A 19778-nucleotide genomic window follows, 5' to 3' on the forward strand; every position below is an offset into this window, starting at 1 on the left:
CGGCCCAATGCCCGGGGAACCGGCCCGACGAAGAACGGGAGGACCGCCATGTCCGCCACAGCCCAACCGCACCGGTGCGAAGCAGGGCACGCGCTTGCCGCGGACTTCAAGGACGCGATGGCCGCACTCTGCTCACCCGTCACCGTGGTCACCGCCCGACGCGAGGACGGCAGCCCCTGCGGGGTGACGGTGAGCGCCTTCGCGTCCCTGTCCCTCGACCCGCCCATGGTGACCGTCGCCCTCGACCGGCGCTCCAGTCTCCTGCCGGCGGTCAACGCCACCGGCAGGCTCGGCGTGTGCCTGCTGGGCGCGGAGGACCACCAGCTCGCCCTCACCTTCGCGACATCCGGAGCCGACCGCTTCGCCACGGTGCCCTGGCACCAGGAGAACGGACTGCCCCGCCTCAGCGAGGCCCCGGTCTGGCTGGAGTGCGAGGCCACCACCCTTGTCGAGGGCGGCGACCACGTCCTCGTGCTCGCCACCGTGCTCGCCGCCGGCAGCCGGGAGGCCCCGACCCTCGCCTACCAGAACCGGCGCTTCGGCACCCACCGCGCGCTGCCCGCACCGGACGAACGCATCGAGCCCGCCGCCACCACGAGCACCCCACGCCGCGGCGCCCTCCGCGCCGCGCACACCCGCCGCGACACCGCCCACACCTGAGAACGGGACCGCCATGACCACGTACGCCACCACGCCCGCCACCACGGCCGCCTGGCCCACGGAGCCGGCCGCGCGCCGCGCCCACGCCCTCGCCGCCGTCGAGGAGATACGCGAGGAACTCACCCTCGGCGCCGCCGAATCGGAGGAACAGCGCCGGCTCAGCGACCGGTCCGCCGCCGCACTCAGGTCCTCCGGACTGCTCGGCATCATGACCCCCGACGACCTCGGCGGAAACGTGGTCGGCGCCGTGACCGCCTTCGAGATCATCGAGAAGATCGGCCACATCGACCCCGCCACCGCCTGGACCGCCACCATCCTCCTGGAGGGCGCCGGGGAACTCGCCACCGTCGTCGCCCCCGACACCGCCCGGAAGCTCTTCGCCGGCAACCTCGCCCTCAAGGCCGCCTCACTCAAGCCCGGCAGCGCCGAACGCGCCGAGGGCGGTTACCGCGTCACCGGACGCTGGGACTTCGTCAGCGGGCTCCACCACGCCGACTACGTCGGCGCCACCTTCCTCGTCGACGACGCCGAGGGCCGCCCGGTGCGCCGCGCCGCCGTACTGCCCAAGGCCGACATCCAGGTACTCGACGACTGGCGGGTCCTCGGCATGCGCGGGACCGGCAGCAGCAGCTTCGCCGTCGAAGGCGTCCACGTACCCGACGAGATGATCTACGACCCGATGGGCTACGGGCAGCGCGAGGACACCCCCCTGGCGCGGCTCGGTATGGTCCCCTACGTCCTCCAGATGCACCCCGGCATGGTCCTGGGCGCCGCCCGCCGGGCCCTCGACGAGATCATCGACGCCGCGCCCCGTATCCGCCGGGGCAGCCGCATCAACCTCAGCCGGCCGCCCGCCCTGTCCGAACTCACCTGGTTCCAGCGGGAGCTGGGTGAACTCGACGCCCGGGTGCGTTCCGTTCGCAGCCTCTCCATGGAGACCCTGGCCGAGGTCGACCGGGTCATCGGCCGGGGCGAGAGGGCGGAACTCCCGCTCCTGGACCGGATGCAGACCACGGCCTCGCTCGCCGCGAAGACCGCGGTCGAGGTCGTCACCCGCGCCTTCCGGCACGCCGGGGCCGCGGCGATCCTGGAGACCTCGGTCCTCGGCAAACTCGTCCGCGACCTCAACACCATCTCCGCCCACGGGGTGATGTCCGAGGCCGGCTTCGAGAGCCACGCCGAATTCGTCCTCGGCCTCCAGACCCCGGAGACCCGCCGCATGGTCTGACGCGAACGTCGCCACGTACGGCCAGGTCGGGTCCGTTGCTGACCGCTCCTCGGCTCTGCCGTCAGGCGGCGCGGGTAAGCAATCCGGGTACAGAAGGGGGGTGAGCGGCCCGCCCCGCCGTCATCGTCGTCTTCCGGCTCCGGCCGCCACCCCGGCCACCCTGCCGGGCTGTGCGAGGCTGACCGGCATGACGACAGACCGATTCGAAGTGCGGCGCCATGTCGCCGCGGCTCCCGACAAGATCTTCGCCCTGCTGAGCGCCCCCTCGGGACACGTGGCGATCGACAGTTCGGGGATGCTGCAGTCCGCCGACGGCGAACCGGTGCGCGCGGCCGGCGACGAGTTCGTCGTCCACATGGACCGTGAGTCGCTCAACGACTACCCGCTCGGCAAGTACGACGTCACCGTGATCATCACGCGGTTCGAACAGAACACCCTCATCGAGTGGACGATCTCCGGCCAGGTGCAGCCCCCGATGCGACACCTCTACGGCTACCGGCTGGAGCCCGCAGCGGGGGGAACGCTGGTGACGTCGTACTACGACTGGAGCGAGATCGACGAGCGCTACCGGGAGGCGGGCATCTTCCCGGTCATCCCCGAGGCCGGACTGCGCGCGACCCTCGGCATCCTGGCGCGGACGGTGGAGTAGGAGCTACTCGCCCGTCCGCGATCCGGCACTCCGCGCCGTCGATCACTCTCGGCTACTATGTTCACTTCACGCCGGAGGCCGGCGGCAAGGGGCGCGGCACCGTCGGCGGTCCGCTCGGGGGGCGGGAGAACGGCTCACCGGCCGAGCCTTCCCAGGTTCTCCCCAGTGCCGCCAACCGGCGGTTCCTTCCTTGCGCCCCACCGGAGTCCTCCACGGATTGCAAGGCTGAAGAGACAGGTGGCCTGGGAAATGCTCAAAGAGGTGATTGCGACCCGGTACGTCACGCCGCTGCGTGAGGGCGGCTCGCTTCCGGGGATCGTCGAGGCCGACGACTTCGGCACGTACGTCATGAAGTTCACCGGGGCCGGGCAGGGGCGCAAGACGCTGGTCGCCGAAGTGATCTGCGGGCAGCTCGGCCGCCGGCTCGGTCTGCGCGTCCCCGATCTGGTGCAGATGCAGCTGGACCCGGTCATCGGTCTCGCCGAGCCCGACCAGGAGGTCCAGGAGCTCCTGAAGGCGAGCGGTGGCCTCAACCTCGGGATGGACTTCCTCCCCGGTTCCCTCGGGTTCGACGCGCTCGCGTACCAGGTGGATCCGCGCGAGGCGGGGCGCGTCGTCTGGTTCGACGCGCTGATCAACAACGTCGACCGGTCCTGGCGCAATCCGAACATGCTGATCTGGCACGGTGACCTCTGGCTCATCGACCACGGCGCCACCATGATCTGGCACCACAACTGGCCGGGTGCCCAGGCCTCCGCCGCCAAGGCCTACAACGCCTCGGACCACGCACTGGCCCCCTTCGCCCCCGACATCGCCGCGGCCGCCGCCGAGCTCGCCCCGCTGGTCACGGAGGAACTGCTCACCGAGGTCGCCGCCGACGTGCCCGACGAGTGGCTGGTGGACGAGCCCGGGTTCGACTCGACCGATCAGCTCCGGCGCGCCTACGTGGAGGCGCTGCTCGCGCGGGCGGCGACCATCCACGAGCGGATCACCCTGGACGCGCCCACCGCGGACAAGCCGTCCCAGGCCCCGGGCTGGCTCACCGAACGCCTCGCCCCGAGGCGTGACACCAAGAACAGCGACGAGAGCGGCCGGCCGTGACTGAGCGTGTTGTCTTCGAGTACGCCCTGCTGCGCGTGGTGCCGAGGGTCCAGCGCGGCGAGTTCTTCAACGCCGGCGTGGTCGTCTACTGCCGGGCGAAGGGATTCGTCGCCGCCCGCACCGAACTCGACGAGGTGAAGCTCAAGGCGCTGGACCCCGACGCCGACGTCACCGGCGTGCGCGCCGCGCTGCACGGCGTCGAGGGCATCTGCCGGGGCGGTACGGAGGCGGGCCAGGCCGCGGGTGACGACGCCGGGCGGCGCTTCCGCTGGCTGATCGCCCCGCGCTCGACCGTCATCCAGCCGAGCCCCGTGCACAGCGGTCTCACCACCGACCCCGCGGCCGAGGTGGAACGGCTGCTCGACCTTCTGGTGCGCTGATCGCGGTGTGACATGCGCCGCTGCGTCCGTGGGCCGTTGACACCGGGTGCCAGGCCTTCTAGCGTCTCGACCGGAGAAGGTACTAAGCGGTTGCTCAGTTATCGGGAACCATTTCGCAGGGAAATGTGCCTGACGTCCGCTGAGCCGCGATCCAAGGGCGAGGAGAACCAAGCATGTCCACCACCGAGCAGCGCGTAGCCATCGTGACGGGAGCGGCACGGGGTATCGGTGCCGCCACCGCGGTACGCCTGGCGGCCGAGGGCCGCGCCGTCGCCGTACTCGACCTGGACGAGGCGGCCTGCAAGGACACCGTCGAGAAGATCACCGCGGCCGGGGGCCGGGCCCTCGCCGTCGGCTGCGACGTGTCGGACAGCGCCCAGGTGGAAGCCGCCGTCGCGCGGGTCGCCGCCGAGCTCGGTGCCCCGACGATCCTCGTCAACAACGCGGGCGTGCTCCGTGACAACCTGCTCTTCAAGATGAGCGAGTCCGACTGGGACACCGTGATGAACGTGCACCTCAAGGGCGCGTTCCTGATGGCCAAGGCCGTTCAGAAGCACATGGTGGACCAGAAGTTCGGCCGGATCGTGTCGCTGTCCTCCTCCTCGGCGCTGGGCAACCGGGGCCAGGCCAACTACGCCGCGGTCAAGGCGGGCCTGCAGGGCTTCACCAAGACGCTGGCCAAGGAGCTCGGCAAGTTCGGCATCACCGCCAACGCCGTCGCCCCCGGTTTCATCGTCACCGAGATGACCGCGCAGACGGCGGCCCGGGTCGGCATGGGCTTCGAGGAGTTCCAGGCCGCGGCCGCCACCCAGATCCCGGTGCAGCGCGTCGGCTTCCCCGAGGACATCGCCAACGCCATCGCCTTCTTCTCGGGCGATGACGCGGGCTTCGTCTCCGGCCAGGTCATGTACGTCGCCGGCGGACCGCTCAACTGACCCGAAGGGCTGCGGACATCATGACTGTGCAGGACAGTGGCAAGGTCGCGCTGATCACCGGCGCGAGCCGGGGCATCGGCTACGGCATCGCCCAGGCGCTCGTGGCCCGGGGTGACCGCGTGTGCATCACCGGACGCGGCGAGGACGCGCTCAACGAGGCCGTCGAGGCGCTCGGCTCCGACCGTGTCATCGCCGTGGCGGGCAAGGCGCACGACGAGGCGCACCAGGCGGTGGCCGTCGAGCGCACCATGGAGGCGTTCGGCCGGGTGGACTTCCTGGTCAACAACGCCGGTACGAACCCGGTCTTCGGGCCGATGGCCGAGCTCGACCTCAACGTCGCCCGCAAGGTCTTCGAGACGAACGTGGTCTCGGCGCTCGGCTTCGCGCAGCAGACCTGGAAGGCGTGGCAGAAGGAGAACGGCGGGGCGATCGTCAACATCGCCTCCGTGGCGGGCGTCTCCGCCTCGCCCTTCATCGGCGCCTACGGCATGAGCAAGGCCGCGATGATCAACCTGACCCTTCAGCTGGCGCACGAGTTCGCGCCGGTCGTGCGGGTCAACTCGATCGCCCCCGCGGTGGTGAAGACCAGGTTCGCCCAGGCGCTGTACGAGGGCCGCGAGGCGGAGGCGGCCGCGCCCTACCCGCTGGGACGGCTCGGTGTTCCCGAGGACATCGGTGGCGCCGCCGCCTTCCTCACGTCGGAACAGTCCGACTGGATCACCGGACAGACCCTGGTGGTCGACGGCGGGATTTTCCTGAACGCGGGCGTTGGCTGAGAACGGCCTGAGCGGGTTTGGCCCTGATTGACTCAAGTGCCCCGCCGGGCCTGCGGATTGACCCGGTGGGGCGCTGCGGTATGGTCTGCCGACCCATGGCTGATCGAGGAGCGTGCACGTGTTCTACCGGGCCAGTCTGCAGGCCGCTGCAGCCCTTGCTTCCCTGTCTCTGCTGGCCGGCTGCGGTCTGTTGTCCGACAGCGGTTCGGATGTGGAGCAGAAGCTAGCTGTCGGGACGACCAGCCAACCCTCCACCCTCGACCCGGCGGCGGCGTGGGACGGTTCCTGGGAACTGATGCGCAACGTGTTCCAGACCCTGGTCAGCTTCCCCACCGGAAGTACGAGCCCGGAGCCGGACGCCGCGGACCACTGCAAGTTCACCGACACCACCAGCACCGCGTACCGCTGCACGCTCCGCGAGGGTCTGAAGTTCTCCAACGGTGAGAAGCTCGACGCGGAGGCGGTGAAGTACTCCATAGACCGGATCAGGACGATCGCGGTCAAGGGCGGACCGGTCGGCATGCTCGGCTCGCTGGACCGGGTGGAGACCAAGGGCGACCTCGAAGTGGTCTTCCACCTGACCAAGCCGGACGCCACCTTCCCGTTCATCCTGGCGACGCCCGCCATGTCGCTGGTCGCGCCGGGCGAGTACTCGGCACACAAGATCCGCGACGACGGCAAGGTCACCGGGTCCGGGCCGTACCTGCTGGACGCGTACAAGCAGGGTGACCGCTCAGAGCTGGTGAAGAACCCCGACTACAAGGGCTTCGCGGACCGCAAGAACGACGCCGTGACCATCCGGTACTTCAAGGAGTCCGGCCCCATGGTGAAGGCGCTCAAGAAGAACGAGATCGACGCCACCTACCGAGGGCTGTCCGCGGAGGAGGTGGTCAGCCTGGAGGACAACCAGGACGAGAAGAGCGACCTCCAGCTCGTCGAGACGGTAGGCGCCGACATCCGGTTCCTGGTCTTCAACCCCAAGGACCCGGCCGCCGGGAAGCCTGCGGTGCGGCGGGCGATCGCCCAGCTGGTGGACCGGGACGCGCTGGTTGCCAAGGTCTACCGGGGTACCGCGGAACCGCTCTACTCCATGGTTCCCAAGGGCATCGCCGGCCACACGACCAGTTTCTTCGACACCTTCGGCGACCCGGACCGGAAGAAGGCCAAGAAGATCCTCACGGACGCCGGTATCACCGAGCCGGTGGCGATGACCTTCTGGTTCACCACCGACCGGTACGGGTCCTCGACGGCCCCCGAGTTCGATGAGCTCAAGCGTCAGCTGGAGGCCTCCGGCCTCTTCAAGATCACACTCAAGAGCCGGCCCTGGAACACCTTCCAGGAGGGTTTCACCAAGGGTGAGTACCCCGTCTTCGGCCGTGGCTGGTTCCCGGACTTCCCGGACCCGGACAACTTCATCGCCCCCTTCGTGGGCAAGGACAGCATCACGGGCATGCCGTACGCGAAGGACGAGATCACCAAGCAGGTGCTGCCCCAGACCCGCAAGGAGAGCGACCGGGGCGCGGTCAGCCAGCAGTTCGAGGTGGCCCAGAAGGCACTCGTCGACGACGTCCGGCTGCTGCCCCTGTGGCAGGGCAAGCTGTACGTGGCGGCCGGCGAGGACATCGGCGGCGGCGAACGGGCCCTGGACCCGCAGACGGTCATGCAGATGTGGGAGCTGTACCGCAAGGCCAGCTGGTAGCCCGGCCCCTCCGGGGGAGCGCGGCCGGGAGGCTCCCGGCCGCGTTGTCAGTGGCCGCCGGTAAGTTCTTGGATCAAGAACTGATTGCTTACCGGAGGTTGTTGACGTGACCGACACCGACCAGCTGCCCGAGTCCTGGCGCGGCGTCCTCGGCGAAGAGCTGCAGAAGCCGTACTTCAAGGAGCTCACCGAGTTCGTCGAGGAGGAGCGGGCCGCAGGACCGGTCTACCCGCCCCGGGGGCAGGTGTTCGCCGCGCTCGAAGCGACCCCCTACGACAAGGTGAAGGTCCTGGTCCTCGGGCAGGACCCGTACCACGGCGAGGGCCAGGGGCACGGGCTGTGCTTCTCCGTGCGCCCCGGTGTGAGGACCCCGCCGTCCCTGCGGAACATCTACAAGGAGATGAAGGAGGAGCTGGGCCTGCCGGTCCCGGACAACGGGTATCTGATGCCGTGGGCCGAACAGGGCGTGCTGCTCCTCAACGCCGTGCTGACCGTGCGCGCGGGCGAGGCCAACTCCCACAAGGGCAAGGGCTGGGAGAAGGTGACGGACGCGGTGATCCGCGCCGTCGCGTCCCGGCCCGACCCGGTGGTCTTCGTGCTCTGGGGCAACTACGCGCAGAAGAAGCTCCCGCTGATCGACGAGGAGCGCCATGTGGTGGTGAAGGGCGCACACCCCTCGCCGCTCTCGGCCAGGAAGTTCTTCGGGTCCCGCCCGTTCACCCAGATCAACGAGGCCGTCGCCGCACAGGGGCACCAGCCCATCGACTGGCGCATCCCCGACCTGGGCTGATGGCGCGCCGGAGCCTGGGTGCGATTGTGCGCCGCTGCGGTTAGCGTCGAACCGGCCTGAATCATCTGAAACGGTCTGAAACCATACGGAACCTTATGGATCCGGTCGGTCGCAGGCGGACGGGTACGAGGGAGACCGCGGTGACGGAGCAGCAGCAGGCGTCGAGGGACGTCGTCATGACCAGAATCGGCCAGGCGGTCATGCTGCTGCACGGCGGTGACCGCGAGGAGGCGCGCAACCGCTTCGGCCTCCTCTGGGCGGAGATCGGTGCGGACGGTGACGCCCTGCACCGGTGCACTCTCGCGCACTACATGGCGGACACCCAGGACGACCCGGCTGATGAGCTGGCCTGGGACCTGCGGGCGCTGGCCGCCGCGCAGGTGCTGACCGACGAGCGCGTCGCGGAACACGGCGACGCGCTCGCGGTGCGGGCCTTCTATCCCTCGCTGTACCTCAACCTGGCGGCGGACTACGTGAAGCTCCGGCGCCCGGCGGCGGCCCGGATCCATCTCGACCGGGCCCGGGAAGCCTCAGGGGTGCTCGCAGAAGACGGGGCCGACGACGGCTACGGGGGAGGGGTCCGGGCAGCCATCGGGCGGCTGGAGCTGCGTCTGCGGGTGCTCTGAGGGGGGAGCGGCGGGCGGCGTTCAGGGCCGGTCCGCCCGGTCAGTGCCCGTAGGTGCGGTCGCAGATCCGTGACTGCGGACTGCCGGCCGGCCAGTGCCCGTATCCCCGTCCGAGTGCGCAGACATCCGTCCCGGTGACCGGAGCCGGCAGGGTCGGTGCGGGAGGCGCGGGCACGGCCCTGCGCGGTGGCCGGGGGTGCGCCGGGCCGGGGTCGTGCCGGGGCTGTGGGGCGCGGGGGAGGGTGCGGGGGCCGGTGTGGCGCACGGCTGGAGGTGCGGCGGGCGCCCGGCCGGCGGTGGCGGTGGACGGTTTCGGGTCCGGGGCGGCTTCCAGGACGTCGTGGACCGGGGGCCGGCCGATCTGCGGGGCCAGGTCCTGGGCGGCCGGGTGGGGCGAAGAGGTCGGCGGGGCGCTCGGCCGCGGCTGCACGGACACGCACCCGGACAGGGCCGTGACCGCCACGGCGACCAGGAGCTTCACGGTGGTACTGGTTCGATGCACCTGATCAACTCTGCGGTGCGGACCGGCCGTCGAGTGAGCCGGAACCCCCGGATTGATCCGCACGAGTGACCCCGGTCAGCGCGGCGCCCCGCGTGTCGCGGCCTGCGGCCCGGTGGGCGGGGCCCACGCCTCAGCGCCCGAGCATCCCGCGCAGCAGCTCGCCGAAGCCGGTACGCAGTTCGGCCTCGGACGGCACGGAACGGCTGTAGGAGCCGGCCGCGCACGAGAACATCAGCCCCTCGCACCAGGCGACCAGGGACAGGGCGTGCCGTTCGGGCTCGGGTGATCCGGCCGCCGTCATCAGCGCGACCAGCGGTTCGCGGAACTGCCGGCCCGTCGCGTCGAAGAACGCCCGCAGCTCGGGGCGGCGGGTGGCCTCCAGGGCGAGTTCGTACCGGCAGACGAGCAGTTCGGGGTGGCGGGTCAGATAGCGGTGCAGGGCCAGCGCCAGACCGGCGATCAGCGCGTCCTGGCCGTGGGGCGCGGAGGGGTCGGGTGCCCGGCCGTGGGGTGCGGACGGGCCGGCCGCCGGGCCGGGTGCCGGGAGTTCGCCCGGTGCCAGTACGCGGGCCTCCCGTTCCGCGAGGCGGCGCACCGCCGCCTCCAGCAGGGACTGCCGGGTGCGGGCGTAATTGGACGTCGAGCCCTGGGGGAGCCCGGCCCGTTCGTCCACCGCCCGGTGCGTCAGCCCTCGCATGCCGCGTTCGGCCAGCAGATCGAGAGCGGCGTCGGTGATCAGATCGGCACGGGCGGAGCCGGTGGTGGTGCGTGTGGCCATGGGGCCAATCTACCGCTGGAACTACAGGTGTAGTACGTTGAAGTTGTTACTACAGCTGTAGTTCCAGCGGTAGCGGGAACGAGGAGGAGTCATGCGCGCACCCCGTGCGGTCGTCATCGGCAGCGGAATCGGTGGACTCACGACGGCGGTGGCCCTGCACCGTTCGGGATGGCAGGTCACCGTGCTGGAACGGTCCGCGTCGCTGGAACCCGTAGGCGCCGGAATCAGCCTCGCCCCCAACGCCCAGCGCGCCCTGGACGTCATTGGGTTCGGCGACGAGATCAGGTCCCTGGCCGCCTGGCAGGGCGAGGGCGGCATGCGTGCACCGGACGGCCGCTGGCTCGCCAGGACCGACAGCGCCGCCGCGGCCGAGCGGTTCGGCGGTCCGCTCGTCCTGCTGCACCGGGCCACCCTGGTCGGCCGCCTCGCCGCCGCGCTCCCCGCGTCCGCCGTCCGCACCGGCTGCCCGGCCCGACTGGTGGACCCGGGCGCCGCGGGCGGCCGGCCCGCCGTGATCGGCACCCCGGACGGCACTGTCGAGGCCGAACTCGTGATCGGCGCCGACGGCATCCACTCGGCCGTACGGGAAGCTCTCTTCCCGGACCACCCCGGCCCCTCGTACGCCGGCTTCACCACCTGGCGCGTCCTGGTACCCGCGCCCGCGGAGCCCTTCGCCCCGCACGAGACCTGGGGACGAGGCGCGCTCTGGGGCACCCAGCCGCTCAAGGACGGCCGGATCTACGCGTACGCGGCCGCGGTCGCCCCGGCAGGTGCGCGCGCCGCCGACGACGAGCGGGCGGAACTGCTGCGCAGGTTCGGTGACTGGCACCGGCCGATCCCCGGGATCATCGAAGCAGCCGCCCCGGGAGGTGTCCTGCGCAACGACGTCCACCAGATGACCGACCCGCTGCCCGCCTTCCACCGGGGCCGCACGGCGCTCGTCGGGGACGCCGCCCACGCCATGGCACCCACCCTGGGCCAGGGCGGCAACCAGGCCATCGAGGACGCCATCGTGCTCGCCCACCACGTCGCACCGGGCACGGACCTGGGTGCGGGCCTCGCCACGTACACCGCGGAGCGGCTGCCCCGGACCACCGCCATCGTGCGCAAGGCGGCACAGGTCTCGCGGCTGATGCGCCTGTCCGGGCCCTTCTCCGTCGCGCTGCGCGACTTCACGATGTCCACGGTCTCCCGGCTCGGACCGGGTCTCGTGCTGCGGACGTTCGACGGCATCGCCGACTGGCGCCCGCCGCGGCACACGTATGCTGCCGGGACGAACGACGCGCCGGTCGTACAAACGCGGCTGACCACCACGGACGAGAACCGCGACGCACGGCGCTGAACAGCGAGAGGGAAACCCTGTGAAGGTCGGCTGCATCGGGCTCGGAGACATCGCGCAGAAGGCGTACCTGCCGGTACTCAGCACCCTGCCGGGGGTCGAACTGCATCTGCAGACCCGCACCCCCGCCACCCTGGCCGCCGTCGCGGAGGCGCACCGGATCCCCGCCGCGCAGTGCCACACGGACCTCGGCTCGCTGCTCGCCCAGGGTCTGGACGCCGCATTCGTACACGCCCCGACCGCAGCGCACCCGGAGATCGCCGGCCGGCTGATCGAGGCAGGCGTCCCCACCTACGTGGACAAGCCGCTCGCCTACGGGTTCGCGGAGTCCGAGCGGCTGGTGGAACTGGCGGAGGCCCGCGGAGTCGGCCTCACCGTCGGATTCAACCGCCGCCTGGCACCCGGCTACGCCCAGTGCGCCGAGCACCCGCGCGAGCTGATCCTCATGCAGAAGAACCGGGTCGGGCTGGCGGAGGACCCCCGGACCATGGTGTTCGACGACTTCATCCACGTCGTCGACACCCTGCGTTTCCTGGTCCCCGGCCCGGTCGAGCACACCGTCGTACGGGGCAGGATCCGCGACGGCCTGATGCACCACGTCGTGCTCCAGCTGTCCGGCGACGGTTTCACCGCCATCGGGGCGATGAACCGGCTCAGCGGCTCGACAGAGGAACGCCTTGAGGTCTCCGGCCAGGACTCCAAGCGCGAGGTCGTCAACCTCGCCGAGGTGATCGACCACAAGGGCCAGCCGAGCGTACGGCGGCGCGGTGACTGGGTGCCGGTGGCCCGCCAGCGCGGTATCGAGCAGAGCGTGCTGACGTTCCTGGACGCCGTGCGGGAGGGGCGGACGCCGAGCGCCCGGGACGCCCTGGAGACGCACGAGCTGTGCGAGCGCGTCCTGCGCGACCTCGACTGCGCGTAGGGGGTGTCACCCGCCGTTTGGGGATGCGTGCGGACCGGGGGCGATGCAGGCTGAGGAGATGGACCCCCGGCCCGCGGAGGTGACCTCGTGAAACCCCGCCACGAGCCCCAGGGCTGGAGCGCGCTCCAGCCCCCGCCCGGCTACTACTCGGCGGACGGCCGGCCGCCCGACGCCATGCGGCGCGCCCTGATCCTCGACTGGGCGGTCAGCCAGCGGATCGCGAGCGGCTGGCGCGTGGAGTCCCGCTCCGAGACCCAGGTCGTCATGGTCAGGGGCCGTCCCCTGAACCACGTGCTGCACGCCGTCTTGACGGTCTTCAGCTGCTTCCTGTGGGGCGTGGTGTGGCTGGTGCTCGGCGTGACCAACAAGGTGGAACGGATCGCGCTCACCGTCGATGCCATGGGCGACATCATCGCCGTGAATGGTCCGGGCCGGAACACTTTCTGAACGCCACACCGCTCATGAGTCACCGCGGTGACTCATGAGGAGAGCGCACCCACCGGAACGGACCGGCCGGGCCTGCCGCGCACGGACCGCACGCCCTCGAACGCGCAGAACGCGGCCAGGACCACCAGCGCGCCGTACAACGGCCAGTCACCCAGCCGGACGTAGAGCGTGGTGCCGCCGGCCATGGGCACGCCGAACACCTCGGCGCCGCTCGTGCCCGTACCGAGCGGAGCCCCGACCCGCTCGCCCTGCGGGCCGTACACCGCGCTGACGCCCGTCAGCGTGGCATGCACCATCGGGCGGCCGTTCTCCGCGGCCCGCAGCGCGCCGAGCGAGGCGTGCTGGGCGGGTGCCCAGCCGTGCTGGAACGACGACGTGGAGGACTGGGCGACCAGCACCTGCGCACCGTCCCGGGTCAGCTGCCGGCTCATGTCGGGAAACGCGGACTCGAAACAGACCAGCGGGCCGATGCGCGGCCGGTCCGCACCGGGCAGCGCCATCGTCACCTGCCGGGCGCCGCGCAGCCGGTCCTCGCCCGCGGCCCTGCCCATCGAGGTCGCCCAGCCGAGTGCCGAGCGGGCCGGGACGTACTCGCCGAACGGAACGAGCCGCATCTTGTCGTAACGGTCCCCGGTCAGCCCGTCCGGACCCACCAGCACCGCGCTCTTGAAGATGCCGGTCCGGCCGGAGGCGTCGGTCTGTCTGGCGTCCACGTTCACCAGTACGTCCGCGCCCACCAGCCGCGACAGCGCCGCGATCCGGGCAGCGACATCGGGCCGCCGGACCGGATCCACCGCGACACTGCTCTCGCCCCACACGACCAGGTCGACATCCCGCCCGGCCAGCGAGCGCGTCAGCTCCTCGCTGCGGGCCAACCGGCGCTGCACACTGCCGGGCCCCTCGATGACGCCGGGCTGCACGACGGCGATCCGCGCCACCCCCGACTGCTCCGGCCGGGGCGCCCACACCCACACCGTGCCCACCACCACGGCGCCCGCCAGGAGCGAGACGACCGCCGCCGTGCGGGCGGCCGAGGCCACCAGCAGCACGGTGAGCGCGGTGTTCACCGCCACCACCAGCAGACTCACCAGCCACACCCCGCCCACGGAGGCCAGCCGGAGCGCCGGCGCCACCTGCCACTGGCTCGCGCCCAGCAGCCCCCAGGGGCCGCCGAGCGCCTCCCAAGAGCGGGCCAGCTCGATCGTCAGCCAGCCGCACGGCACCACGATCACGGCCGCCACCACCGCCGCACCGGACAGCCGCCCGCCCAGCAGACGGGAGACGAGCAGGCCCCACGGGGCCCACAGCAGACCGAGGAGCGCCGCCAGCACCACGATGAACACATGGAGACTCGGCATCAGCCAGTGGTGCACGGCCAGCATGTATCCGGTGCCGCCGAGCCACCCGTCGACGGCCGCCCGGCGGCCCGTGCCGGCGGACCGGATCAGCAGCAGCAACGGCACCAGGGCCACGTACGCGAACCACCAGAGCGCGGGAGCGGGGAACGCCAGCGCCGGCAGCGCGCCGGCGAGGAGCGCGACGACACCACGCCACACGGTGGATCCGAGTATCCGCTCGCCCCACTCGCGCCGCTGCCCGGCCCCGGTCCACATGGAGCGCCTCCTCGTCCTGCCCGCGCCGCCCGGTCCCTCGGGAACCCGGTCTCCCGGCAACCCGTTCCCGTGTTCTCCCCCAGTGTGGGGCAGCGGAAGCGGACCGGCGCGGATCAGTCGGCGGCGAGGGCGCCCGTCATGCTCCGCCACTTCTCGGATACGGTCACGCTCCTGATCCGCCAGCCGCCCTCCGTGCGGACCAGCTCGAAGGCGTAGCGCCCGCCGGAGACGAAGTTCGGCGCGGTCGGACGGGCTTCGTCCGTACCGCTCCCGGCGCCACCGGTGTCGTTGCCGAGCCGCATCGGGTTCATGTAGTCGGCCCGCACCCGGGCGCCGTCACCCGGGTAGCCACCGAGATCCTGGAGGTCGAGCCGGCGGTTGACGATCAGATGCTGCCGTACGGGAAAGAGCAGCATGGTCTGCGAGAGCCATTGCGCCACCTCGGCGGCGGGCCCCTCGATACCGCCCGCGGTGCGGTAGTCGGCGCGGCCGTCCGGGGTGAACAGGGCCAGGTAGTCCGCCCATTCGCCGTCGTCCACCGCCACCGCGTAGCCGGTGATCACTGCGTCGATGGAGATCCGGTCCATCACGGTCGAGAGATCCACACGCTGCGTCATCGGGTCAGTCTGGGCCCAAGGGCGTCAGGGGCCAAGAGCCGTGCACCGGCCGGGTACCCCGTGCGCCACGGCGCGTGCCGGAAGGAGGCCTTCCGCACGGTGGGGCGGCGGAGGGCCGGGTTGCGCCACCGGGCGACGGGCCCGGCCGCGTGGATCATGAGTGACATGGACGCTTGTCCTCGTCTGCCGTCGCGCCTGCACCTATGCTCGCGGGATGGAGCAGAGCGAAGTCGTGAAGCGTGTGATCGGCATCCTCACCGAGGCGGGCGAGATGCGCAGGCTCTTGGAGGAGAGCCCTGACCGCGGTGACCCCAGCAACGACTCGACCGTGGTGACCGCCCTCCTGAACGAGACGATGCCGCGGATCGCGATCCCGGAGGACGCCACGATCGAGGACGTGGTGGGCCTTGTCGGCCGCGAGGTCGGCGGCGCGGTGGAGCAACTGGTCGGAGCGTTCACCCTGGCGTTCGCGATGCTGGCGCAGGTGCACGACTCCGGCCAGACGGACGTGTCGTCCGCCGATGTGCTGCAGGACCTCGCCCTGCGGGCCGAACAGTTCGGCACCGAGGGGCCGGGGGAGACGGAAGTCTGAGGTCTCCCGGCCGGGCGGCGTGCGCGTCGGCCTCCACCCTCGGCCACGGACGGCGGCACGTTGCGCCGGCTGCTCTCACTGGTGCGGCCGGTCGCTGCCTCGGCCGGGAGAGTCTTCTGTCCGGGGCCCCTCTTCGTAGCGGGCGGCCAGGGCCCGTACCGTCTCGGCGACGCGGTCGCGGAGTTCAGCCGGTGCGATGACCTCGACGTCGGCGCCCAGCCGCAGGAACTCTCCGTGGGCGTGGTCGATCGACTCGATGGGCACCCGGGCCTCCGTCCATCCGCCACCGGCAGGGGCGACGCCGAGGCGGCGGGCGCCCTCCGGGGTGAGCCGTAGCAGGGCCTCCCCGGTGTGCAGCCGCGCTCGGAAGCCGGCCAGATAGCTGTTCCAGTGCCTGGTCAGGTCGAACCCGTCCTGGACGGCGAACTCCTCTTCCAGCGGCCTGAGTTCGAGGATCTGGTCGATCCGGTAGGAGCGGATTCCGGGTGGCCCGTCGGCGACGAGATACCAGCGGCCGGCCTTGAGCACGAGCCCGTACGGTTCCACCCGCCGCTCGATCTCCTCCGGCGCCCGCCAGCGCCGGTATCGCAGTACCACCGCCCGCCGCGCCCACACCGCGGCGGCGGCAGCGGCCAGGTGAGGCGTACGGTCGGCGTCGCCGTACCAGCCGGGGGCGTCGAGCAGGAAGCGCTCCTGGATCCGCTCGGCGTGCTCGCGCAGCTCCGCCGGAAGGGCCGCCCGCAGCTTGAGCCGGGCGGTGGCGAGCGCCTCGCCGAGGCCGAGCTCGGCGGCAGGGCCGGGGAGCGCGGCGAGGAACGCGGCCTGCGCCTCATCCGCGGTCAGTCCGGTGAGCCGGGTCCGGTAGCCGTCGACCAGGCGGTAGCCGCCCGCGTGTCCGGCGTCACCGTAGAGCGGGATACCGGCGGCGCCGAGTGCCTCGACGTCTCGGTAGACGGTCCGTACGGAGACTTCCAGTTCCTCGGCCAGCTGCCGGGCCGTCATCCGGCCCCGGTTCTGGAGCAGCAGAAGCAGGGTGACCAGCCGACTCGCACGCATGCCGCTCAGTATCCACTGACAGGAGATGTCAGTGGACCGGCCCTAACCTGCGGCGCATGGACGACTTCGACTTCCTGCACGGCTCCTGGGACGTGGCCAACCGCCGCCTCACCACACCACTCGGCTCGGGCCCCGGCACCTGGGTGGAGTTCCCCGGCCACGCGGTGATCCGGCCGCTCTTCGGGGGCGCCGGCAACATTGACGAGATCAGCTTTCCCACCCTTGACCTGCAGGGCGTGACCCTGCGGCTGTTCGACCGGGAGACAGAGCGATGGTCCCTCCACTGGTCCGACAGCCGGACGGGCCGACTGTATCCGCCGCTGACCGGCGGCTTCACCGGTGACCGCGGCGATTTCCACGGAGCCGACACCCACGACGGCCGACCCGTCCGGGTGCACTTCGTCTGGTACCGCCTCGGACGGGACACTGCCCGCTGGGAGCAGGAGTTCTCCGCAGACGACGGCCGCTCCTGGGAGCTCAACTGGATCATGGACCTCACCCGCGCCGAGAACGATTTCCCCCTCTTCGGCCCGGCCGAGGCGGCCCGCACGGAGTGATGCGTACCTGACTGAGGCCCTCTGGCCCCGGCTCCTTATCGGCTGCTCAGGGTACGTGTCGGCTTTTTCGGAGTGTTAAGTCATATTTTCTCACCAATCCATGCGATCTCTTAGGCGATCAATCGATCAGTACGACAATCGTCTCGGTTTGAAGGAGTTCAGCATGCGTATTTCCGCTTCCGTCCGTACCCGCAGTGTCCGTGCGGGTGGTGCCGCAGTCGCTGCGGTCGCCATCGCCGGAGCGACGCTGGCTGGAGCATCCGCCGCCTACGCCGTCCCCGGCGACAGCGGCAACATCGACGTCCGCTCGGTCGGCTGGAACTCGCGCGGACAGGACGGCGTTGAGGTCTGCAAGTTCGTCCTCAACGCGAGCAACTTCGAGTCGTTCCCGGCGGTTCCCTGGACGATCACCGCGCAGCCCCCGACCGTCCCCCCGGGCGACACCCTGCAGAGCACCCTCCCCCTCGTGAACGGATCGGCCCGCAGCCAGGAGTACCTGCTTCCTGAGGGCACGTACCAGCTGGTGTGGATCGTCCCGGCGGGCCCGAAGCAGAAGAGCTTCCGGGTCGACTGCTCCAAGCCCGCCAACAACGGCGGCCGTGCGGACAGCAACGACCACGGCTCGTCCGCCTCCGGTGCCGAATCGAACTACGAGAGGCCGTCCGGTGGCGTGCCCGCCGGTGGCGGCGGGGTCCCGGACATGACGAACCTCAGCTCCGACAGCGACTGGAGCATCGGTACGTCCGCCGCGCTGGCCGCCGGGACGGTCGGAGCAGCAGGTCTGATCATGGCCCGCCGAGCCGCACGCCGCCGTGCCCGCAACGAGGCATAGGGCCCGCAGACGACGGCGGGGGCCGACCCGCGCATGCCGTCTCACGATGACACTGTGCGTGTTCTCCTCGCTGATCGCCGGCATCGTCTGGGCGAGTTCGTCCGACGACCCGTCGGTCTCCACCTCCTACGGCGGCGACGCCGCAGGCGGTGGAGACCTGCCGGCACAGCGGGTCAAGCACCTGCCTCTGTCACCTTCACGGCCGGTGAAGATCGCGGTTCCCGGCATCTTCATCGAGGCCCCGGTCGTCGGTCTCGGTCTCGACGCCAAGGGGCATCTCGGTGCCCCGCCGCTGAGCAAACCGAGGGTGGTGGGCTGGTACCGGAACGGCCCGTCACCCGGTGACGCGGGGACCTCCTTGATCGTCGGTCACCGCGACACCGAAACAGGGCCGGCCATCTTCCTCAACCTCAACGCCCTGCACCGGGGCGACAAGGTGAGGGTCTCCAGGGCCGACCGGCGTACCGCGGTCTTCGCCGTCGATGACGTCAAGACCTACACGAAGGACGATTTCCCGGACGACAAGGTGTACGGCACCACCAGCCGTCCGGAGCTCAGACTCATGACGTGCGGCGGGCGCTTCAACAAGAAGAACGGCTACTCGGCCAACGTGGTCGTCTTCGCCCACCTGACGTCCATGAAGAAGCAGGCGGCCTGAAGACTGTCAGCAGCACGGGAGCGGTCGGCACCTCGGGGGCGAGGTGCCGACCGTCCGCGTTTGCCCGCGTCCCACCGGGATCACCGTGCGGGCCTGGCGTCATGTGCCGCCCCACTTCACCATGGAGACCGCCTTCGACACCGGCGTCTCCATGACGCCGGCCGCCGGCGGGGGAGGGCTGGTCGTCATTCCCTCCACGCTCTCGGCCGCCGCGTTCCTCCGGCGGCCCGGCGGCCCGGCGGACCGCCCGGCATGGCGCTCGCGCTCCGGGCCGGCTGCGGGATTCTCCTCATCGGGCTGCTGCCGGGTGCGGCCATGATCGCGCGCGGGGTGTATCTCCGCCGCACCCGGCACTAGTTGGCCGGATACGCCTCCGCGGCCTCGCTCAAGCCCCTGCACGGCGTCAGCCTGCACGCCGTCCCGGTGCTCCCGGTACTGGCACGCCACCTGGCCATGACATCGTGTAGCCCACACACCCGCGTGTCCGTCGTGCGGGCCGCCGGCTGCTGCGCGGCGGCCGTCGCGGCGGCGCTGGCGTGGGCGGTCGTCGCTCACTGATGCGGCCGTGAAGGCGAACACGGGGCGCACCGGCGACGGTGCCGACGGCCGGACCAGCGGCAACGGATAGTCTCTGCAAGCCTCGTCGGATATACCGGTGCCCTGGTGGGTGTGGGACCGGGACGATGCCACACCCCCGTCGTCGCCGTTGTCCACGGACCGGCCGGCCACGGGGCTCTCACAGCAACTGCGATGTACAGGAGACCCGATGGCTGATACCCCGCCCCGCCAGGCCCAGCGACGCTCGGACGAGAGCGCCGCAGGCTCGGCGGCCGAGGCCCCGGGCCGTGTCGAGGCTGTACCGACACCGCGCTACCAGGGGCTGTTCGTCGAACCCGACCTTCCGCCTTTCGTCGAGACCGAGTGACGAGACGCGTACCCGGGCACCCGTAGGCCCGCACTGCCCCTGTTCCCGTTCCGGCGGGCACGGGGGCAGTCGCGGTACCGGCCCCGTCCCGTGGCC

The 19778-nt window shown here is 71.2% G+C and carries 24 protein-coding genes; 19 read left to right on the forward strand and 5 right to left on the reverse strand.

From position 1 onward, the window contains the following. Positions 1–48 precede the first annotated feature (48 nt). From ACZ601_RS15760 to ACZ601_RS15805, 10 genes are all read left to right on the forward strand, one after another. Positions 49–660 carry a flavin reductase family protein gene (locus ACZ601_RS15760; RefSeq protein WP_469537843.1) on the forward strand — a complete coding sequence of 204 codons (612 nt, stop codon included), beginning with the start codon at positions 49–51 and terminating at the stop codon, positions 658–660. 13 nt (positions 661–673) lie between these two features. Continuing rightward, positions 674–1888 carry an acyl-CoA dehydrogenase family protein gene (locus ACZ601_RS15765; RefSeq protein WP_469537846.1) on the forward strand — a complete coding sequence of 405 codons (1215 nt, stop codon included), beginning with the start codon at positions 674–676 and terminating at the stop codon, positions 1886–1888. Between the two features lie 187 nt (positions 1889–2075). Beyond that, a complete protein-coding gene (locus ACZ601_RS15770) occupies positions 2076–2537 on the forward strand; it encodes an SRPBCC family protein (protein WP_469537849.1) in 462 nt (153 codons plus the stop codon). Between the two features lie 249 nt (positions 2538–2786). Next, a complete protein-coding gene (locus tag ACZ601_RS15775) occupies positions 2787–3638 on the forward strand; it encodes a HipA family kinase (RefSeq protein WP_440576441.1) in 852 nt (283 codons plus the stop codon). Further along, positions 3635–4018, forward strand: coding sequence for a DUF3037 domain-containing protein (locus tag ACZ601_RS15780; RefSeq protein WP_073736285.1), 384 nt, complete (start codon positions 3635–3637; stop codon positions 4016–4018). Before ACZ601_RS15775 ends, ACZ601_RS15780 begins: the two co-directional genes overlap by 4 nt. A 173-nt stretch (positions 4019–4191) precedes the next feature. Further along, on the forward strand, positions 4192–4953 hold the full coding sequence (fabG, locus tag ACZ601_RS15785; RefSeq protein ID WP_073736284.1) for a 3-oxoacyl-ACP reductase FabG: 762 nt from the start codon (positions 4192–4194) through the stop codon (positions 4951–4953). A gap of 20 nt (positions 4954–4973) precedes the next feature. Next, entirely contained in the window at positions 4974–5729 is a 756-nt protein-coding gene (locus tag ACZ601_RS15790) for an SDR family oxidoreductase (protein ID WP_311306948.1), read from the forward strand. A 118-nt stretch (positions 5730–5847) separates the two neighbouring features. Further along, entirely contained in the window at positions 5848–7428 is a 1581-nt protein-coding gene (locus ACZ601_RS15795) for an ABC transporter substrate-binding protein (RefSeq protein ID WP_469537855.1), read from the forward strand. Positions 7429–7534: 106 nt separating this feature from the next. Further along, on the forward strand, positions 7535–8218 hold the full coding sequence (gene ung / locus ACZ601_RS15800) for a uracil-DNA glycosylase (protein WP_469537858.1): 684 nt from the start codon (positions 7535–7537) through the stop codon (positions 8216–8218). Between the two features lie 140 nt (positions 8219–8358). Continuing rightward, complete coding sequence (locus tag ACZ601_RS15805) at positions 8359–8844, forward strand: hypothetical protein (RefSeq protein WP_469537861.1); 486 nt, start codon at positions 8359–8361, stop codon at positions 8842–8844. A 40-nt stretch (positions 8845–8884) separates the two neighbouring features. On the opposite strand, the gene ACZ601_RS15810 is transcribed toward ACZ601_RS15805, so the two are convergent. Both ACZ601_RS15810 and ACZ601_RS15815 read right to left on the reverse strand, forming a co-directional pair. Then, positions 8885–9346 (reverse strand): hypothetical protein, encoded by a 462-nt coding sequence (locus ACZ601_RS15810; protein ID WP_469537863.1) that lies wholly within the window; start codon positions 9344–9346, stop codon positions 8885–8887. 130 nt (positions 9347–9476) lie between these two features. Continuing rightward, complete coding sequence (locus tag ACZ601_RS15815; RefSeq protein WP_469537866.1) at positions 9477–10124, reverse strand: TetR/AcrR family transcriptional regulator; 648 nt, start codon at positions 10122–10124, stop codon at positions 9477–9479. A gap of 91 nt (positions 10125–10215) precedes the next feature. Between ACZ601_RS15815 and ACZ601_RS15820 the strand changes: the two genes are divergently transcribed. The 3 genes from ACZ601_RS15820 (at position 10216) to ACZ601_RS15830 (ending at position 12832) form a co-directional block, all read left to right on the forward strand. After that, entirely contained in the window at positions 10216–11466 is a 1251-nt protein-coding gene (locus ACZ601_RS15820) for an FAD-dependent monooxygenase (RefSeq protein WP_469537869.1), read from the forward strand. Between the two features lie 19 nt (positions 11467–11485). Further along, positions 11486–12385, forward strand: a complete 900-nt coding sequence (locus tag ACZ601_RS15825) for a Gfo/Idh/MocA family protein (protein ID WP_440579228.1) — start codon at positions 11486–11488, stop codon at positions 12383–12385. An 87-nt stretch (positions 12386–12472) separates the two neighbouring features. Beyond that, positions 12473–12832 (forward strand): hypothetical protein, encoded by a 360-nt coding sequence (locus ACZ601_RS15830; protein WP_469537872.1) that lies wholly within the window; start codon positions 12473–12475, stop codon positions 12830–12832. A 32-nt stretch (positions 12833–12864) separates the two neighbouring features. On the opposite strand, the gene lnt is transcribed toward ACZ601_RS15830, so the two are convergent. Together lnt and ACZ601_RS15840 are read right to left on the reverse strand one after the other, a co-directional pair. Beyond that, positions 12865–14445 carry an apolipoprotein N-acyltransferase gene (gene lnt / locus ACZ601_RS15835; protein WP_469537874.1) on the reverse strand — a complete coding sequence of 527 codons (1581 nt, stop codon included), beginning with the start codon at positions 14443–14445 and terminating at the stop codon, positions 12865–12867. Between the two features lie 113 nt (positions 14446–14558). Further along, the gene (locus ACZ601_RS15840; RefSeq protein ID WP_469537875.1) at positions 14559–15062 is read right to left on the reverse strand and encodes a nuclear transport factor 2 family protein; all 504 of its coding nucleotides are present in this window, start codon (positions 15060–15062) and stop codon (positions 14559–14561) included. Between the two features lie 214 nt (positions 15063–15276). On the opposite strand from ACZ601_RS15840, the gene ACZ601_RS15845 reads away from it, so the two are divergent. Further along, complete coding sequence (locus ACZ601_RS15845) at positions 15277–15654, forward strand: hypothetical protein (protein WP_024494038.1); 378 nt, start codon at positions 15277–15279, stop codon at positions 15652–15654. A 75-nt stretch (positions 15655–15729) separates the two neighbouring features. On the opposite strand, the gene ACZ601_RS15850 is transcribed toward ACZ601_RS15845, so the two are convergent. Beyond that, positions 15730–16710 (reverse strand): helix-turn-helix transcriptional regulator, encoded by a 981-nt coding sequence (locus tag ACZ601_RS15850; protein WP_469537878.1) that lies wholly within the window; start codon positions 16708–16710, stop codon positions 15730–15732. A gap of 56 nt (positions 16711–16766) precedes the next feature. Between ACZ601_RS15850 and ACZ601_RS15855 the strand changes: the two genes are divergently transcribed. The 5 genes from ACZ601_RS15855 to ACZ601_RS15875 all read left to right on the forward strand — a co-directional run bounded on the left by ACZ601_RS15855 (position 16767) and on the right by ACZ601_RS15875 (position 19682). Beyond that, positions 16767–17267: a hypothetical protein gene (locus ACZ601_RS15855; RefSeq protein ID WP_469537881.1), complete on the forward strand. Its 501-nt coding sequence runs from the start codon at positions 16767–16769 to the stop codon at positions 17265–17267. Between the two features lie 163 nt (positions 17268–17430). Then, the gene (locus tag ACZ601_RS15860; protein ID WP_469537884.1) at positions 17431–18099 is read left to right on the forward strand and encodes a hypothetical protein; all 669 of its coding nucleotides are present in this window, start codon (positions 17431–17433) and stop codon (positions 18097–18099) included. 46 nt (positions 18100–18145) lie between these two features. Further along, complete coding sequence (locus ACZ601_RS15865) at positions 18146–18757, forward strand: class F sortase (protein ID WP_469537887.1); 612 nt, start codon at positions 18146–18148, stop codon at positions 18755–18757. A 357-nt stretch (positions 18758–19114) separates the two neighbouring features. Beyond that, the gene (locus ACZ601_RS15870; RefSeq protein WP_469537889.1) at positions 19115–19315 is read left to right on the forward strand and encodes a hypothetical protein; all 201 of its coding nucleotides are present in this window, start codon (positions 19115–19117) and stop codon (positions 19313–19315) included. A gap of 208 nt (positions 19316–19523) precedes the next feature. Continuing rightward, positions 19524–19682, forward strand: a complete 159-nt coding sequence (locus ACZ601_RS15875) for a hypothetical protein (protein WP_440573076.1) — start codon at positions 19524–19526, stop codon at positions 19680–19682. Positions 19683–19778 lie beyond the last annotated feature (96 nt).

The organism is Streptomyces sp. NPDC104307, assembly GCF_055584045.1.

Coding starts and splice junctions, on each gene's coding strand:
- ACZ601_RS15765 (WP_469537846.1), top strand. CDS start 674: ATGACCACGTACGCCACCACGCCCGCCACCACGGCCGCCTGGCCCACG.
- fabG (WP_073736284.1), top strand. CDS start 4,192: ATGTCCACCACCGAGCAGCGCGTAGCCATCGTGACGGGAGCGGCACGG.
- ACZ601_RS15855 (WP_469537881.1), top strand. CDS start 16,767: ATGGACGACTTCGACTTCCTGCACGGCTCCTGGGACGTGGCCAACCGC.
- ACZ601_RS15770 (WP_469537849.1), top strand. CDS start 2,076: ATGACGACAGACCGATTCGAAGTGCGGCGCCATGTCGCCGCGGCTCCC.
- ACZ601_RS15820 (WP_469537869.1), top strand. CDS start 10,216: ATGCGCGCACCCCGTGCGGTCGTCATCGGCAGCGGAATCGGTGGACTC.
- ACZ601_RS15840 (WP_469537875.1), bottom strand. CDS start 15,062: ATGACGCAGCGTGTGGATCTCTCGACCGTGATGGACCGGATCTCCATC.
- lnt (WP_469537874.1), bottom strand. CDS start 14,445: ATGTGGACCGGGGCCGGGCAGCGGCGCGAGTGGGGCGAGCGGATACTC.
- ACZ601_RS15865 (WP_469537887.1), top strand. CDS start 18,146: ATGACACTGTGCGTGTTCTCCTCGCTGATCGCCGGCATCGTCTGGGCG.
- ACZ601_RS15875 (WP_440573076.1), top strand. CDS start 19,524: ATGGCTGATACCCCGCCCCGCCAGGCCCAGCGACGCTCGGACGAGAGC.
- ACZ601_RS15775 (WP_440576441.1), top strand. CDS start 2,787: ATGCTCAAAGAGGTGATTGCGACCCGGTACGTCACGCCGCTGCGTGAG.
- ACZ601_RS15760 (WP_469537843.1), top strand. CDS start 49: ATGTCCGCCACAGCCCAACCGCACCGGTGCGAAGCAGGGCACGCGCTT.
- ACZ601_RS15850 (WP_469537878.1), bottom strand. CDS start 16,710: ATGCGTGCGAGTCGGCTGGTCACCCTGCTTCTGCTGCTCCAGAACCGG.
- ACZ601_RS15815 (WP_469537866.1), bottom strand. CDS start 10,124: ATGGCCACACGCACCACCACCGGCTCCGCCCGTGCCGATCTGATCACC.
- ACZ601_RS15845 (WP_024494038.1), top strand. CDS start 15,277: ATGGAGCAGAGCGAAGTCGTGAAGCGTGTGATCGGCATCCTCACCGAG.
- ACZ601_RS15860 (WP_469537884.1), top strand. CDS start 17,431: ATGCGTATTTCCGCTTCCGTCCGTACCCGCAGTGTCCGTGCGGGTGGT.
- ACZ601_RS15790 (WP_311306948.1), top strand. CDS start 4,974: ATGACTGTGCAGGACAGTGGCAAGGTCGCGCTGATCACCGGCGCGAGC.